The 16,563-nt window shown below is 36.5% G+C and carries 17 protein-coding genes; 12 read left to right on the forward strand and 5 right to left on the reverse strand.

Annotated features, from left to right (window positions below; genetic code table 11):
* Positions 1-12: 12 nt before the first annotated feature.
* From A1704_RS13665 to A1704_RS13685, 5 genes are all read left to right on the forward strand, one after another.
* The gene (locus A1704_RS13665; RefSeq protein WP_062674253.1) at positions 13-795 is read left to right on the forward strand and encodes a hypothetical protein; all 783 of its coding nucleotides are present in this window, start codon (positions 13-15) and stop codon (positions 793-795) included.
* Complete coding sequence (locus A1704_RS13670; protein WP_062674255.1) at positions 795-1,355, forward strand: LemA family protein; 561 nt, start codon at positions 795-797, stop codon at positions 1,353-1,355. The genes A1704_RS13665 and A1704_RS13670 overlap by 1 nt, the downstream gene beginning before the upstream one ends.
* Positions 1,336-1,716: a hypothetical protein gene (locus A1704_RS13675; protein WP_062674257.1), complete on the forward strand. Its 381-nt coding sequence runs from the start codon at positions 1,336-1,338 to the stop codon at positions 1,714-1,716. The genes A1704_RS13670 and A1704_RS13675 overlap by 20 nt, the downstream gene beginning before the upstream one ends.
* 17 nt (positions 1,717-1,733) lie before the next feature.
* Positions 1,734-2,387: a hypothetical protein gene (locus tag A1704_RS13680; RefSeq protein WP_062674260.1), complete on the forward strand. Its 654-nt coding sequence runs from the start codon at positions 1,734-1,736 to the stop codon at positions 2,385-2,387.
* Positions 2,388-2,493: 106 nt separating this feature from the next.
* Positions 2,494-3,213 carry a hypothetical protein gene (locus tag A1704_RS13685; protein WP_123279365.1) on the forward strand — a complete coding sequence of 240 codons (720 nt, stop codon included), beginning with the start codon at positions 2,494-2,496 and terminating at the stop codon, positions 3,211-3,213.
* A 200-nt stretch (positions 3,214-3,413) separates the two neighbouring features.
* Here the strand turns inward: A1704_RS13685 and A1704_RS13690 are convergent, their stop codons facing one another.
* The 3 genes from A1704_RS13690 to A1704_RS13700 form a co-directional block, all read right to left on the reverse strand.
* Positions 3,414-5,204, reverse strand: a complete 1,791-nt coding sequence (locus A1704_RS13690; protein ID WP_062674264.1) for an endonuclease — start codon at positions 5,202-5,204, stop codon at positions 3,414-3,416.
* Between the two features lie 303 nt (positions 5,205-5,507).
* Complete coding sequence (locus A1704_RS13695; RefSeq protein WP_047434230.1) at positions 5,508-6,035, reverse strand: DUF4136 domain-containing protein; 528 nt, start codon at positions 6,033-6,035, stop codon at positions 5,508-5,510.
* A gap of 1 nt (position 6,036) precedes the next feature.
* Positions 6,037-6,219 (reverse strand): DUF5522 domain-containing protein, encoded by a 183-nt coding sequence (locus tag A1704_RS13700; RefSeq protein WP_047434227.1) that lies wholly within the window; start codon positions 6,217-6,219, stop codon positions 6,037-6,039.
* Positions 6,220-6,259: 40 nt separating this feature from the next.
* Here A1704_RS13700 and A1704_RS13705 point away from each other — a divergent pair, with 40 nt between their 5' ends.
* Positions 6,260-6,586: a hypothetical protein gene (locus tag A1704_RS13705; protein ID WP_062674266.1), complete on the forward strand. Its 327-nt coding sequence runs from the start codon at positions 6,260-6,262 to the stop codon at positions 6,584-6,586.
* Here A1704_RS13705 and A1704_RS13710 read toward each other — a convergent pair.
* On the reverse strand, positions 6,583-6,786 hold the full coding sequence (locus A1704_RS13710) for a hypothetical protein (RefSeq protein ID WP_062674268.1): 204 nt from the start codon (positions 6,784-6,786) through the stop codon (positions 6,583-6,585). The two genes, A1704_RS13705 and A1704_RS13710, sit on opposite strands and share 4 nt — an antisense overlap.
* 152 nt (positions 6,787-6,938) lie before the next feature.
* On the opposite strand from A1704_RS13710, the gene A1704_RS13715 reads away from it, so the two are divergent.
* From A1704_RS13715 to A1704_RS13740, 6 genes are all read left to right on the forward strand, one after another.
* Complete coding sequence (locus A1704_RS13715) at positions 6,939-7,847, forward strand: 1-aminocyclopropane-1-carboxylate deaminase/D-cysteine desulfhydrase (RefSeq protein ID WP_062674270.1); 909 nt, start codon at positions 6,939-6,941, stop codon at positions 7,845-7,847.
* A 66-nt stretch (positions 7,848-7,913) separates the two neighbouring features.
* Positions 7,914-8,972, forward strand: a complete 1,059-nt coding sequence (locus A1704_RS13720) for a glucosaminidase domain-containing protein (RefSeq protein ID WP_062674272.1) — start codon at positions 7,914-7,916, stop codon at positions 8,970-8,972.
* A 75-nt stretch (positions 8,973-9,047) separates the two neighbouring features.
* Positions 9,048-10,337 carry a glutamate-1-semialdehyde 2,1-aminomutase gene (hemL, locus tag A1704_RS13725; protein ID WP_062674274.1) on the forward strand — a complete coding sequence of 430 codons (1,290 nt, stop codon included), beginning with the start codon at positions 9,048-9,050 and terminating at the stop codon, positions 10,335-10,337.
* Between the two features lie 288 nt (positions 10,338-10,625).
* On the forward strand, positions 10,626-11,957 hold the full coding sequence (locus A1704_RS13730) for an amidohydrolase (RefSeq protein ID WP_062674276.1): 1,332 nt from the start codon (positions 10,626-10,628) through the stop codon (positions 11,955-11,957).
* A gap of 200 nt (positions 11,958-12,157) precedes the next feature.
* Positions 12,158-13,003, forward strand: coding sequence for an AraC family transcriptional regulator (locus tag A1704_RS13735; RefSeq protein WP_062674278.1), 846 nt, complete (start codon positions 12,158-12,160; stop codon positions 13,001-13,003).
* Between the two features lie 79 nt (positions 13,004-13,082).
* A complete protein-coding gene (locus A1704_RS13740; RefSeq protein WP_062674280.1) occupies positions 13,083-14,321 on the forward strand; it encodes an amidohydrolase in 1,239 nt (412 codons plus the stop codon).
* An 808-nt stretch (positions 14,322-15,129) separates the two neighbouring features.
* On the opposite strand, the gene A1704_RS13750 is transcribed toward A1704_RS13740, so the two are convergent.
* Complete coding sequence (locus A1704_RS13750; protein ID WP_062674285.1) at positions 15,130-16,539, reverse strand: hypothetical protein; 1,410 nt, start codon at positions 16,537-16,539, stop codon at positions 15,130-15,132.
* Positions 16,540-16,563: the final 24 nt, after the last annotated feature.

The following is a 16,563-nucleotide window of genomic DNA, read 5'->3' on the forward strand; positions in this document are numbered from 1 at the left end:
AGAACAAAATAGATGGAAGTAAAAAAAGGAAAACCATACATTGCATATAGTATTTTAGGAATAATAGCTGCAGGCTTTATTTACTTTATTCTGTGGATTATTTTCAAAGATAGAATGCCGCTGCATGAATATGCTTCTGAAATTTCCAATAACTATGACAGTTACGCAGAGAAAGCAATCGTTTTTTTTCCTTTACTTTTTTTTGTTTTCATCTTTATTGTTTTAATGAAGCCTACTGCTTCAAAACGTTTTTTACGCGTGCAATCCTCACTACCTACCTCTAAGATCAATTCTGTAGCAAAAGGACTGGCAGAGATTGAAGGAACTTTAAAGATGATGAATCCTTTATTTTCACCAGTAAATAATGAAGCCTGCATCGGATATTATTATACCATTGAAGATATTGACAGAGATTCAGACGGAAAAGAAAGTTACAGAACCATTCACAGGGAAACGAAATGCAATATCTTCCGGGTTAAAGATGACACAGGAATCATAGAAGTAGAACCGGAAGGAATAGAGCTGGTTTTATTAGAAGAAACCAATGTAAGCAGCTACGGCGGTAAAAGGTACAAAGAAACTCTTTTAAAAGATGGTCAGAAGATGCTGCTGGTAGGCTATGCCGATTCTAAAAACGGAGTACCTTTCATCAGAAAAGACGATTATTATAAAATACTCGGTATTACTTCTTCCTCAGGAATCACAGTCTGGAACAAATACCAGCCCTTGCTGAGGTCATTTATGTTTACCTGTTCCATCATCCTTTTAATAATTATTTATATACTTACACAATAATGAATCAGACGGTCGCTATCATATTACTTATCCTGCTTGGGGTAGTTGTTATAAGTTTTCTGATCAATCTGTACAACAAATTGGTCATGCTCAAATTTAACGTTGACAAAGCATACGGCAATATTGATGTGGTGCTGAAACAACGTGCGGATGAAATTCCCAATTTGGTCACCGTTGCCAAACACTTTATGAACTACGAAGAAAAGCTGCTTACCCGCCTTACAGAGCTCAGAACTTTTTACAATAACAGTACTGATGCCAATAAGAGAACCGAGATTGCCAATGAAACCTCAAAAGCGCTTTCTTCATTCTTTGCGGTTTCAGAAAACTATCCGGAACTGAAATCTAATAATAATTTTCTTGAACTGCAGAAAAGAATTTCCGATCTGGAGAACAAAATAGCAGACAGAAGAGAATTTTTCAATGACAGTGTAAACCTTTATAATATTGGAATTCATGAATTTCCCAATGTGATACTGGCAAAAATGTTAGGCTATAAAGACAAAACGTTACTGGAAATTACAAACGAAGAAAAACAGTATGACGGGGTTCAGTTTTAATACTTTTTTCGGATTAGAAGGCAAAATAGTTGCTTACCCGGAAGCAACCATTTTCGGAGCGATGTTAGTACCCATTTTGCTGCTTATTCCGATAGCAGTGATAGGATGGATCTTTAGAAAACTGAAATTCAATATGTACATCATTCATGTATTGATGTATACTTTGCTTTTTACATTTATAATAGGAACACTGACCATATTTATCCTTTTCTTTATTACCGATAAAAATGGAGTGAAACTGGCCTATTGCTGGCTTACGATACTTACGGGAATGTTTGTTTTCAGTTTAATCAATGCCAATACTATTACCAAAATGTTTAGTGATTGGTCTAAAATAATTAAGGAAAGACAAAATCAGTAATTTTAGAAAAATATAGCATGATGAAAAAAGCAAGAGTGCTGGTATTGATTTTTGTAGTATTGATCAATATCTGTTGTGGAAATCAATCATTTGACCTGTCATCAGTTTCATTAGGGGAGGATGCAAAGAAGTATGATTTTGAAAACAAAGACTTATTTCTGAAAGATGGAGCAAAAGCTGATATCATTCAATATTATGCTGATGAAAACAAAGGAATAACCTACGGAAATATACCATTAGATAATACCATGGGTACAAGGATTACAGTATACAAAGGAAAAGTAGGAGCTCTCGACACCAATGCTGCCGAAAAATCTTCTCTGGAATTTGTAGAAAAAATAGTAAAAAAGAATGGAAATCCTACTGCTTCTATTACAGATAAAGCCACGGTAGATCCCAAACTGGTAAAACCTATTTTTGAAAAGCTTAAAAAACTTTCTCCGGAAAAAGTGTCATGGAATCAAAATGAAAAAAATTCCTTTACATTTCCTACTTCTTTCTTCTGGGATGACGGGAAAAATTATTCCATATTAAGTATATCCATTGAAGATGATGGGAAAATAAGAAATAAGTACATTTCTGTGACAAAAGAAGCTTACCGTAATAACGCAGTTTTTGGGTTGAAATATCCAACACCTCCTGCGTCTCCATGGTATAAGTATATGAACTAAATATAGGGCTTAAAAATAGAAAGCAATAAATAAAAAAGCATCTCCGGATACTTCAATTACTTTTTTTCTGTTCTATTATTGATAACTGCATACTAACACTAACATTATGAAAAGATTGAAATATATAGTAATACCAATAGTCTGTTTGGCAATTGCTTCATGCGGACATCAGAAAAATAAAGAGACTGAGTCTTTTGTTGAAACACAGGGAAGTACTCAGACAGAGCCCTTCAATCTTGCTAAAATTGCTGTAGGACAAAATATCAATGAAATTTTAAAATCTGCCGGAGCAACGGCTAAGGATGCTGTACGTACCACTGACGTTACGCTGATCGGAAATGAAAAGCTGGCTTTTTCATCAAAAGAATTATTACATTTCAACGGGATAGATTTAGAAGGAAAAAATAATAAAAATACCAATAAAGTCCTTCTGCATTTTGGAAAAGTAGATCAGGAAATCGGCCCGCTTGCTAATGAAAAAGAAGATGAATTGGGAATGTATCAGCTTGATATCTATACAGAACACGAAAAAACAGCACTTCTGGATAATCTGAATAAAACACTTCAGAAACCTAGCTTTGATACCATCCGCGAAGGTTTTGAATCTGAAGTTAAAGACAATGAAATCATTCAGACTCATAATAAATTCAGACAGGAAGTTGCCATCTGGAGAAACAGGGATATGCTCTATTACTACTGTGAAACCAAAATAGATAATAAACCGGACGAATACCGTTGTAATCTCTTCGTATTCAAAAATAAAGAATGGAAAGACCTTCTGAAAGGGTCAGGATATCCGGACCTGGATAAAATCTCCCTGAACTAAAAGAATATAGCAAAGAAATTAAACCATTTGCTTAGCCAGATCAGCTTGCTGATTCCTCTTTGTCCTCTAAAATAAAACATTAGAAAAATAAAATCTCTGCGTTACAAAGATCTGCTCAATCAGTAAAATCTGCGAGAGTTTAAAAAAATAAATGCCGGTCCAAAAAGAACCGGCATTTTTATATCAAATCAGTATTTGAATTATTTTACTAAGAACTGCATCGTTACCTGATCCAGCTTCAAAATATAAACTCCCTGACCAAGATTTCTTGTTTTAATAGAGTTTCCATTTCTGAAAGGCTGATCAATCGTCTGAAGAGTTTTCCCCTGAAGGTTATAAATCTCCGCTTTTCTTACCTTCTGAAGATCTCCTTTTACAAAGATTTCCTGATTGGTGATAGGGTTAGGAGAGATTTTAAAACTGTTAGAAGTAGTTTCAGTAGCTGTACTCTGAGCCATTCTTGCACTTGATCCGGAATAACATGTCCATGCAAGATCATCAATAGCCACTCTGTTGCTTGATGAAGTATTAACCAGACTTACCACTACATTTCCTGAAATGTTGATATTGTTAATGGTCGTCGTTGTAACTGAAGTACTGTAAGGAATAGTTCCTACAGTAGTTCCGTTTACTTTTACATCAAAAGTACCGTTGGTTCCTGAGAATTTAAGCTGCGTAGTTACCGTTAAAGATCCGATACCGTTTGCAGAGCTTCCGGAAGTTAAAGAACCGTTTCTTACCGTAATCGATTTATTGTTAATAGTTTGGTCTGTTCTTGCATCCGTTGCTGTCCAGGAAGTACCTCCGTTGCTCCACGTTCTCGTTGTATAGGTAGAGCTGGCTGCAGGAATGGTTTCAAAATTTTCATTGGCACAGCTGGTACCCGGAGTAGTACCGCCAGAATTAGTAGTGCCGGAAATTGTTGAGCTGTTTGATGATGAATTTCCTGCGGCATCCTTCGCTACTACATAAAAACTGTAAGTTGTAGAAGGAGTGAGCCCTGAAATGGTTGTTGAAGTCGAACTTGTCGTAGTTTGCAGACTTCCGTTCATATAAACATTATAAGCTGTTACGCCTACGTTATCGGTAGAAGCATTCCATGCAAGAGAAATACTGCTGGAAGTTGTTCCTGAAACATTCAGACCTGTTGCCGCAGTAGGTGCCTGAGTGTCACCTGAGGGCTGTTGAGAACCCCAGATAAGGTTAACATAATTTGGATTGTCGATAAACGGGTTTCTGTTTCCCTGGAAAGTATATGAAGCATTATTTCTTTTGATCTCAGCCTGAGAAACAGGATCCTGATTATGCCATGCCAGTAGAACATTAAGTTCCCAGGTCTGTAGTCCCGGAAAAGTAGAGCTTCCTAACATATTTCCTGATGAAAATGTTGAAAGTTTGCTTTGGTAACGGGTTACAAAATAGAAAATCATACGGGCCACATCTCCTTTAAACTCATCAATCGGTTCAAATACAGTTCCTGAATATCCTGAAGAAGCAGAAGTTCCAAGCTTGGAGCCATTCAGTGAAGTAAATGAAGCACTTCCCACCTTTCCGAAAGGATAATTACTTCTCATTCCATTTACTTTCCCGTCTGTAGCTCTGATAAAGTGAATATCCGCAACCATTGGCGAAGCTTGATTGAATAGGCTTTGAGGAACAATATGCTCTCTGTTATAACAATTTCCTTCAGTAGAATACGTTCCACACTGATCAGATCCCGGAGTATAAGTATAAGGATCACTACCTGCTGGTCTTTCAGAATAAATATCAAGGATGGTTCCGTCATTTTCATAGTCCTTATCGATATCAGTGGTTTTATAAGCTGTCCAAAGCCCACTGTACCCTTTATCCATATGTCCGTTGGTGATAATGCTGCTTAATTCAGTTTTCAGTGCTGCACCACTCAGTCCGTTGGCAGAATTGTAGTATCCTGCAGGAGCCTGGGCGTGGGCAAGTCCCGCAAATACAGAAAATAAAATGATTTTTTTCATAATTAATATTTAGTATAAAGTTTCAGCAAGAATACCACAATTTTTGTGAATAAAAAATTACAAAATTGTTAATTTTAAATGCACTGTATGCGATACATAATGAGTGATGAATGATAAGTGATAAATGATAAATGATAAATGAATGATAAATGATAAATGATGAATGATGAATGATGTTGTGGTTAAATATCTGTATCTGTATTCAATAGAGGTGGGCTTTAGCCAAAACTTAAAACTTAATAATTTTATCCATAAAAAAAGCCGATACAAAACGTACCGGCTATATAATGGATGACATTAATGTTATTTTCTTTGTGGCGGATAATTTTTCATAATCTCAGCCATAATCTCCGGGATTTGTCTCTGTTTCGCTTTTGGAGAATCTACAGAAATTCCGCTTCCGATACCCTGCCAAACCAATTTGTTGCTTTTTGCATCAATAAGGTCAACAATCAGTGCACCTTCATTATAATTGGTTGTCCATGTTCTGCTCATGCCGACACCCCATCCGAATGGTCCGCCCCATCCCCACATTCCGTAAGGAGAAGAGGAATTGATATCCGTGATTTTTTTATGATTTGCTTTTACGTTGATAATCAGATCAGGGTTTTCTCCGGACTGAAGTCCTTTGCTTTGAAGCTGTCTGGACAGTTCATTCAGTACTCTGTCTTTATCAATATCATTCAGTTTCAGATCATCAATTCTTATTTTATATGTTTTATAAGAATTGAAATTGGCGGTTTCAGCATAATCTGAACGTACCTGAAAAGGGCTACAAGAAGTTAAGCCTAATGTAGCAGATGCCAACAAAATAAAAATATATTTTTTCATTTTATTTATTTTTTTTATCACTTTTAATGAATGTATCAGTCTTTTTATCGTACCCGTAAGGACAGTGTCTGCAGCCGCTTTTACAGCAATATCCTCTTTTCAGATGGAATTTTTCTGTAAAAACCTTGTACCCCTGTTCATTATAGTAGAAGTCTTCACCTTCTTTGATGTCATAATGGGCCATAAGTTAAATGCTAGTCAAAAAACTTTTTATATTTGTTACTATGATAATTGTATGCCAAAAGCCTTTAAAAAAATTAAAAATTAATGGCATCGCTCTCTTTCCCTTTATCTTCATTAGGAAACCCGAAGATAAGGAAAATAATGTATTGATCAATCACGAAAAAATTCATTTACGCCAGCAACTGGAAATGCTCATCATTTTCTTCTATATTTTCTATGGTATTGAATACTATTACTGGTTTTTTAAACTCAAAGACGGATATCTGGCCTACAGAAGAATCTCCTTTGAAAGAGAAGCCTATGCTAATGAAAACAACCTGAATTATCTCAGAAAAAGAAAATTCTGGAACTTCAGGAAATATCTTTAGAATAAGGGCATGATGCATTGGAGTTCCGGGTTGCGAGATTCGGGTTCAGGCTTCTGGATTCTGGCTTCCGATTTATTCTTTGTAATGACAGAAGTATTAAGATCTTTCACATCAAGATAACCTGAATATTTTGGCATTGCAGTACTGTATAATTCAATAGGAATGGGCTTTAGCCCTTTTATCAAAAAATCAAAATTCATCCGGCTTTAGCCAAAACTTAAAGAAGTATCAAACAACCATCTGTAGAAATCCGTGTAATCTGTGGTAAAAAAACGATAAACACAACAAATTGTCACAACACTAAATCTTTTCCTACTTTTGTAAAGAATAAACTCTGATTCGTAAAACTGAAATGCTATTAAAACTTCCCACAGAACCTGTTTCCATCAAGGAAATTCCAATTCATAAAAACGTAAAGCTTTTCATTAAAAGGGAAGATCAGATTCATCCGTTAATTTCAGGGAATAAATACTGGAAACTCTTTCACAATGTTAATCATTATCTGGGAAGAAATCCAGATAATCCTTATATCATCACTTTTGGAGGTGCTTTTTCCAATCACATTGCAGCGGTTTCCGCAGTAGGCAGTATGGCTGGCATTCCAACATTAGGAATCATCAGAGGAGAAGAACTGCAGCATAAATGGCGGGACAATCCAACTTTACTTTTTGCCAAAAGAAATGGAATGAACCTGAAATTTGTCACCCGCGAAGAATACCGTCACAAAGAAAAACTCACGGAATTCCTTCAGCAGGAGTTTCCTGAGGCATTGATAGTTCCTGAAGGAGGTACCAATAAAGAGGCTGTGGAAGGGGTAAAAATGATGCTCAACGAACAAACAAAAGATTTTGACTATCTTTGCACCGCAGTTGGAACCGGAGGTACTATTGCTGGAATTTCAAAATTTTGTGAAGAGAATCAGAAAGTTATAGGATTTAAAGCTGTTGACGATGCTTCTCTGGAAAATAAAATTTTTGAATTAACTTTGAGACAGAATTTTAATCTAATAAATTCATGTTTTGGAGGTTATGGTAAAATAAGTGATGGAAACGTCCGTTTTATCAATGATTTCAAGGAGAGATACGGTATTCCTCTGGAACCGATTTATACAGGGAAAATGATGGAGAAGATTTTTGAACTGATAGAAGAAGAATATTTTCCTGAAAACAGTAAGATTTTGTGCTTTCACACTGGTGGATTACAGGGAATTGAAGGAGCTAATCTGCTGTTGGAAAAACAGAATAGAAATTTAATTATATAAGTAAAATTGAAAAACATGAAACATTTAGTGTTCCATCTTTCATTTTAAAACAATAAAAAATATAAGATGAAAAGACTTTTTCTATCCATAAGCCTTTTAGTTTTATCAAAATTTTCAGCCCAGACTTGGGCAACCGAAGATCAGTATATTCAGAAGTTTGCTAAATATGCAGTAGAAGAAATGGAAAAATACAAAATTCCGGCTTCTATCACTCTTGCCCAGGGATTACTGGAAACCGGAGGCGGGCAGAGCAGACTGGCACAGGAAGGTAAAAACCACTTCGGTATAAAATGTAAAGAAGACTGGACCGGTAGAACGATGAAACATACCGATGATGCACCTAACGAATGCTTCCGTGTGTACGACGATCCAAGACAGTCTTATGAAGACCATTCTATATTTTTATCCACAAGAAAATATTACGCTAACCTTTTCAAATTGGATATGAAAGATTACAGAGCGTGGGCAACCGGCTTAAAAAAAGCAGGATATGCTACCAACCCGCGCTATGCTTCCATTCTTATCTCCAAAATTGAAAAGTATAAATTATATGAATACGACAATACCAATTCTAATGAAGTATTGTACGCTGTTCTTAAAATGTATCCGGATCTGAAAGACGACAGAACTTTCATGGCACAGCTGGAACCTTCAAAAGCAACCAGAAAAGTGAAAGAACCGGTTACCGTTGAAGTTCCTTACAAACAGACTTCTTATGCACAACAGCAAAAAAGAGTAGAAAGAATTAAAACGAAAGCTGAAATTCTTAATTCTATTCTGATCAAAAGTCATCCGAATGACGGGTTGAAATATATTATCATTCCTGAAGATACCGATGTGAAATTCATTGCCAACAAATTCAAAGTAAGCGAAAGCAGACTAATGAAATGGAATGAGCTTGAAAACGAAACGTTGAAGAAAAATGACATCGTTTTCCTTGAGTCTAAAAATTCAACCGGAAATACAGCCACCTATAAAGCTGAATACGGAGAAGATATGCATGATATCGCACAAAAATTCGGAATCAAGTTAAATAAATTATATGCTAAAAACAGGATGGATGAAGGACAGCAGCCATCTGCTGGACAGCTTATTTATTTAATAGACAAAAAACCACGAAACTAATTTAATTTTTTTGTTGAGAGTCTACCGTTGACAGCTAAATGCCAACCAGCAACTGTCAACAGCAACTAAGTATATATGAAATATCAAAGAAGTTCGGCTTTATTTGATGAAGCCTACAAATACATTCCGGGAGGAGTAAACTCTCCGGTAAGAGCATTCAAATCCGTAGGAGGAGTGCCTGTTTTCATGAAATCGGCAAAAGGAGCTTACCTTACCGATGCAGATGATAATACTTATATCGATTATATCAACTCATGGGGGCCAGCCATTTTAGGACATACGCATCCTGAAGTATTGGAAGAACTGAAGATACAGGCAGAGAAAGGATTCTCTTTCGGTGCACCTACAGAGCTGGAAACAGAAATTGCAAAATTCATCATTGAAAATGTTCCTAATATTGACCAGATCAGAATGGTTTCTTCAGGAACAGAAGCATGTATGAGCGCCATAAGACTGGCAAGAGGATATACAGGAAGAGATAAGATTGTAAAATTTGAAGGCTGCTACCATGGGCATTCGGATTCATTCCTGATCAAGGCAGGAAGTGGTGCTGCTACATTTGGAAACCCAAATTCTCCGGGAGTAACTGCCGGAACTGCAAAAGATACTTTGCTAGCCCGTTATAATGATTTCGAACAGGTTGAGGATTTATTCCGTCACAATCAGGGAGAAATTGCAGCGGTAATTATAGAGCCGGTTGCAGGAAATATGGGCTGTGTATTGCCAGAAAATGATTTCTTACAGAATCTGAGAAAAATCTGTGACGAAAACGGAACTTTATTAATTTTTGATGAAGTAATGACAGGTTTCAGATTAGCTTTCGGAGGAGCGCAGGAACTTTTCAATGTAAAAGCAGACCTGGTGACTTACGGTAAAGTAATCGGAGGAGGGCTTCCGGTAGGAGCTTTCGCTGGCAGAAATGAAATCATGGATCATCTTGCACCAAAAGGTGGTGTTTATCAGGCGGGAACATTAAGTGGAAATCCTTTAGCAATGAGAGCCGGATTAAAAACCCTTCAGCTTATTAAAAATGACCCTGAATTTTTCAGCAGATTGGAGAAAACAACAGAAACATTGGATTTTGAAATAGGGAAAATTCTGAATGAAAAAGGAATCGCTCACAGAATCAACCGAAAAGGTTCTATGATGTCGGTATTTTTCCACATCAGCAGTGTTTCCAACTTTGATGAAGCGCAGGAAGCTAATCATTCATTGTTCAATAATTTCTTCCACCAGATGCTTCAGAATGGAGTATACCTTCCGCCAAGCGGTTACGAAACATATTTCATCAGTGATGCCATCAAGGATAAAGAGATTGATATGACACTGGAAGCTGTGAGAAAATTTGAATATTCAAATAAATAAAAATAAATGAAACCGGATTTTAGATCCGGTTTTTTTATGGAAAAGAAAATTGATTTGATGAGTTTAGATTGAAAGAAATCAACGCAATCTTTGGAAGAGTAAAAACAGCATAATCTGGATTCCTATGGAATGACAAGCGTTGTGGGATACTCTTAGTTATAGTGTAGAAAGATAAACTGAGTATTTCAGCAGGGAATTACCACAAAGTATAAATCATACAGATTTTGTAATAAACCATACACTTCGTTCAGGGTACTTCTTTTTAATTTTGTCTTAAATAGATTGGAAATGAAGACCTCAGACAATAATATCTCCCGTAAAGATTTCATCCGAAACTCAGCGTTGGCTGTAGCGGGACTCACCTTAATACCCAATATCATGACTGCATCGCCTTTCGATGAGAAAAATCTTTCAATAAAAGGAAAAATGAGCCTTAAGAATGTTCGTCTGGAAACAGGATTTGAATACCAGGATGGGGAAGTGTCTTCTACCCAAACGGATCTATTTTATGTTGAAGTTGAGAACGGAAAAATTATAAAGATTTCACCCAATCAACCTAATGCTAAAGCGGTAGATGCAAAAGGACTGTTGATGCTTCCTGCATTTAAGGATATGCACATCCATTTGGATAAAACCTTTTATGGTGATCAATGGCAGGCTGTGAGAAAGAGAACCGGAGGCATAAAAGGAATGATAGAACTGGAGCAGAAAATGCTTCCTGAGATGCTGAAGAATTCAACTTTCAAAGCCGAAAAACTGATTGAGTTATTACAGTCTAAGGGAACTTCCTTTGCAAGAAGTCACGTGAATATTGAACCCACTTCAAAACTTCAGTCATTAAAAAATCTTCAGAAAGCTTTAGAAAACAAAAAGAAAGGCTTTGGAGCTGAGCTGGTGGCTTTTCCACAGCACGGTGTGTTCTATACGGATTCCGTACCTTATTTGAAAGAAGCGGCGAAGATGGATATTGATTTTATCGGTGGAGTAGATCCGTTCAACATCGACGGAGATATCGAAAAAGTGATCGATTTCACGGTTCAGCTTGCTTTAGACAATAAAAAAGGAATAGATATTCACTTACACGAAACCGGAGACTCGGGATTGAGAACGGTAGAATATCTGATTAAAAAAGTGACTGAAAACCCTGCTCTGAAAGGGAAAACTTATTTAAGCCACTGTTTTGTTCTTGGAAAATTAGAAGCCGCAAAACAGGAAGAAATTGCTGAGAAATTGGGCGACGCACAGATCGGAATTGTCTCTACAATACCTTTCGGAAGGTTGATTATGCCTATTCCAACGCTTTACAAACATAACGTAACTGTCCTTACCGGGAATGACAGCATTGTAGACCACTGGAATACCTTCGGAACCGGAAGTGTCCTTCAGAAAGCCAATTTAATGGCTCAATTGTATGGATATTCAACAGAGTTTTTATTGTCGAGAAGTTTAAAACTGGCAACAGGAAATATTCTTCCGCTGGATGATAGAGGAACTCAGCAATGGCCAAAGTCAGGTGATAAAGCAAATTTTGTATTGATCAACGCAAGCTGTTCTGCAGAAGCAGTATCAAGAATTTCAGAGGTAGAGTCTTTAGTTCACGATGGAAACGTTGTTTTTTAATTTAGAATAAAAGGATTAAATAAATTAATATATAATCTAGTTGTGTTTTTTCAACCATAAAGGGGATGCAAGTTTACGAAAGTCACGAACGAAGATGAAAAATGAAGATAGCGTGATACAATAAAGCTTTTGTTCCTTTTGTGGTTGTTTTAGTTTTTTCTCTCGTAAATTTTAGTAATTTTAGGAGAAAATCAGGCAGAGTGGCTTACCATACAGATCATTTTCCTATTTTGGGAATTCAGGAATTTAGTGATAATCAGTTGAAAAGCTGTAATCTGCTGTTCAATGAACTTTCAGGAGCGCGCTCCATTGATGATCCGCACAAACATGATTTTTTTATCATCAATCTTTTTGAGAAGGGAGTAGGTTCGCATACCATAGATTTTACAGAATATCAGGTTAAAGACCATCAGATTCATCTTGTTTTTCCCGATCAGGTACACCAATGGGTGATTGAAAAAGAAACCATCGGGTATCAGCTGATGATCAGCAGAGATTGGTTTGAAAGTTTTCTGCCCTCATTACGGTTTTCTGCCTCGTATTATCAGAATCATCCGGTGATCAATCTTTCCAAAGAAGTTTTTGAAACTTTTCTGTATGAATTTCAGGCTATCCAGAAAGAATTGAGTGGGGAAAAAGTCTTTTGGGAATTGATTCAAAAAAGAAGTGAATTGATTGGTTTGCTGGTGAGCCAATCTGTGGAGGGTGCTTTCAAAGATTTTGAAATTTACAATTCTAATCCTATTATTTCAAAGTTTCTCCATCTTATTGATGAATATTTCAAAACAGAAAGATCCGTTTCTTTTTATGCAGATAAACTGAATATTTCCGCCAATTATCTGAATATTGTCTGCAAGAAAAACCTCAATGCTTCAGCTTCATCCCTTATTCAGGACCGTATTTTACTGGAAGCCAAAAGACTGTTGAAAGTTTCCGAAATGTCAGTGAAAGACATTGTCTATGATCTCGGGTTCTATGATCATGCCAGCTTTTCCAAATTCTTTAAAGCCCAAACGGGAATGACACCTTCCCAGTTTAAAGAATAATCTGTACAAAACAAGACATAATTGATACACCGGTTTTAGCTTGAACATGGGTTAATTTTGTATTGTTAAAATTTAAATCATGCAATTTCCCTATCAATTAACAGCAAAAGGAAACTATTCCCTTAAAAATGTCCGCCTGGAGACTGGCTTTGAATACGAAAATGAAGAGGTTATCGGAACAAAAACAGGCCTTTTCAGTATTGAAATTGAAGACGGAAAAATAAAAACAGTAAAAGCTAATGATCCTGCTTCCAAAGCAATTGATGCAAAAGGTTATCTGATGCTTCCTGCTTTCAGAGACATGCATATTCATCTGGATAAAACCCTGTATGGTCTTCCATGGCAGGCACTTTCTCCGAAAAGAAGAACCGTGAAGGATATGATTGCCTATGAACAGGAAATCATTCCTGAATTGCTGAAAACTTCGGTAAGCAGAGCAGAACAGCTGATCAGTTTGCAGCAGCATTACGGAACTCATTTTGCGAGAACCCATTTTAATATTGATCCTACCTCTGGATTGAAATCCCTGGAACATCTTGAGCAGGCTCTTGAAAATAAAAGAGATTCTTTCAAAGCCGAGCTGGTTGCTTTTCCACAGCATGGAGTGTATTATACGGAATCTGCTCCGTTGATGAAAGAAGCAGCACAGTTGAAAAGTGTAGAATTCATTGGTGGGCTGGATCCTTTAAGTATTGATGGAAGTATTGAGAAAGTAATGGATTTTACCGTTCAGCTGGCTTTAGATCACAACAAAGGAATTGATATTCACCTGCACGAAGCAGGAGAGTCTGGAATGAAAACCATCAGTTATCTGATTGATAAAGCGATGGAAAACCCTGCACTTCAGGGAAAAACGTTTGTAAGCCATGCATTTGCTTTAGCCCATCTTTCACCCAAAGAAACAGAGCAGATTGCAGAAAGACTGGCTGCCGGAAAAGTGGGAATTGTTTCTTCCGTACCTTTTAAAGGAAAAATAATGCCTATTCCAACGCTGAAAAAATATGGGGTTAATGTATTGATCGGAAATGATAATGTACAGGACTACTGGAGTACCTTCGGATCGGGAAATATGCTGCAGAAAGCAAATCTTATTGCAGAGCTGTATGGTTATGCTACGGAATATGCCTTATCAAGAGCCTTGCAGTTTGCTACTCAAAGCACTCTTCCTCTGGATGAAAAAGGAAAGCAGCAATGGCCAAAAGCCGGTGATGAAGCAGCAATTGTTCTGACAGATGCTTCATGCTCTGCAGAAGCTGTTTCCAGAATGTCTGAAATAAAAGCCCTGATGAATGACGGGAATTTATTTTGGAGAAATTAATGTGAAGTATATATATTTTTATACACTTGTTTTTTGTAACTGCCATCGGAAGTTTTTCTGGTGGCTTTTTTTGAATGGGGTGCGGGTTTCGGGTTTTGAGATTCGTGATTCGAGTTTTGAGTTTGGGGATTTTTATTGTGAACTTCGAATTTTTTATATTCAATAGGAACGGGCTTTAGCCCGTTTGAAATTAGTTAAAAAATCCTCTGGCTTTAGCCAAAACCTACTAAGAATCTGTGATAATCTGTGAAAATTCGTGGTCAGACAAAAGAAAATAACTGTTGAAATGACCAACTTCAGATTTTGTAATGTGAACACCCCGTAATATTGAAGTATGCAGAATTCTGTAAAAGCAGAGAATAATGATGAAAAAGGGGCATCTGGTTTTGAAATAGCCCTTTTTTATTTTCAATTATTAATGATTATTTTAATTTTGCTTTATGACTTTTTTGTCAGTAAAATACATAATTGCTCCTATTATAGGGAATCCAAACTGTAACCAGACATAATTATTTTTTTGTCGTTTACTTAGATTTTTATTTTTCAAAATATCTCTAATTGTATAGATGTTTAATATTGCAAACAGTAAAAATGCAATTAACAGTATTTCGGGATTTTCAATAAGCATAATATTAATGTTTTAAGATATTGATGATTTTAAAATTGTGAAATAAATGTAAAAAGATATTTTTAAATCACTATTTAAAATGTTTGGATTAATACCATTTTTAACAATAAAAAAAGCCCTCAGAAAATATTTCCGAAGGCCTTTTATTTGAAATTAAATCTAGGTACTTATATGATGATGTTATAAGTTAAAGTTAGTCCATCCTGCATACCAAGTATCAGTGGCATCTTTTACAGCACCTCTGTAAGTAACCTGTGTAAACCAGGTTGCTAATTTAGGGTTTGTAAACGCTCCACCTGTTAACAATGGAGAACCTGCATTAGGAGTAAAGTTTGGTGTAGTTCCTGCAGGAGCCCATGCACCAGCAAGTTTTACATCAGCTGTAGAAGCAAGAATTGTATTTCCTTTAGCATTAAACCAAGTCGTAAGATCGTTTAATGTATATGTTGTCGGAGTAGATGTAGATGGTCCGAATTTTAAAGGAGTTGTATTTCCTGCTAAAACGTTGTTTTCAAAGAATAATTTGTTACCTACGATGTTGTTATCCGTTGGAGATCCTTTAGTAGCATCAATGAATAAACCAACCGGGAATCCTGTAAATACAGAGTTGAATACAGAGATAGAAGAGTTTCTTCTGATCTGTAATGCATTCTGGAATAACGCATTGATTGATCCCGGAGCAGCAGAGTTGATTGGCCCGATAATCGTCATGTTAGAGAATGTAGCTGAAGTCTGAGGCGTTAAAGTAGAACCGTTGGCATCATTATCAGATTCAAATGCGTTAGAACCGGAAACGTCAGCTACCTGAGAATCTCTTACTGCGATACCAAACTGTACATTTCCTGAATACCCGTTGTCAGTATCGAAATCGTCATCAAGACCTTTATAAGAAATAAGGTGAGAACAGTTTACTGTTCCTCCGAACCACTCAAAACTGTCATCGTTAGCATAAGCAACTTCTACATAATCCACTGTAGTTCCGCTACCTACACCACCGAATGTAAGTCCGTTGATCTCTTTATCTGGTAAGAATGCATATCCTGCATATTCTATTCTTACATATTTTAATACTCCACTGTTGTCAGCAGCATTATTTCCTCCATAAAGTCCAAGACCTTCAGAGTTGTTAATACCTCCTTCAATTTCTCCAACGCCGTTTGTTCCTCCGAAAGATGCATTAGTAGGAGCATTTCCTAAGATTACTACACCTGCCCAGTCTCCTCTTTTAGGACTTGCTTTCTCTGAAGTGAAGATAATAGGATTGGCAGCAGTTCCTTCTGCCATGATTTTGCTTCCTCTTGTAATGATTAAAGCTCCGTTTTTATCAGCTTCACCTACAATCTTTGTACCTGGCTCGATCGTTAAAGTAGCTCCGTTAGTTACATATACCAGTCCTCTCAGCTTATAGATTTTATTGGCTTTAAGTGTAGTATTGGAAGTGATTTTTCCTGAAAGAATAAGGTTTTCAGTGTCTCCGTTTCCATTACCTCCATTTTGAATAATGGTAGGTCCATCTTCTTCTATATTTCTACATGCGGTAGTTGATACTAGAGCGCCAAGCATTAAAGAATATAAAACGAACTTTTTCATGTTATAAAGAATTAAATTATTTAT

It is taken from the genome of Chryseobacterium cucumeris, from assembly GCF_001593385.1.
Taxonomy (GTDB): Bacteria; Bacteroidota; Bacteroidia; order Flavobacteriales; family Weeksellaceae; genus Chryseobacterium; species Chryseobacterium cucumeris.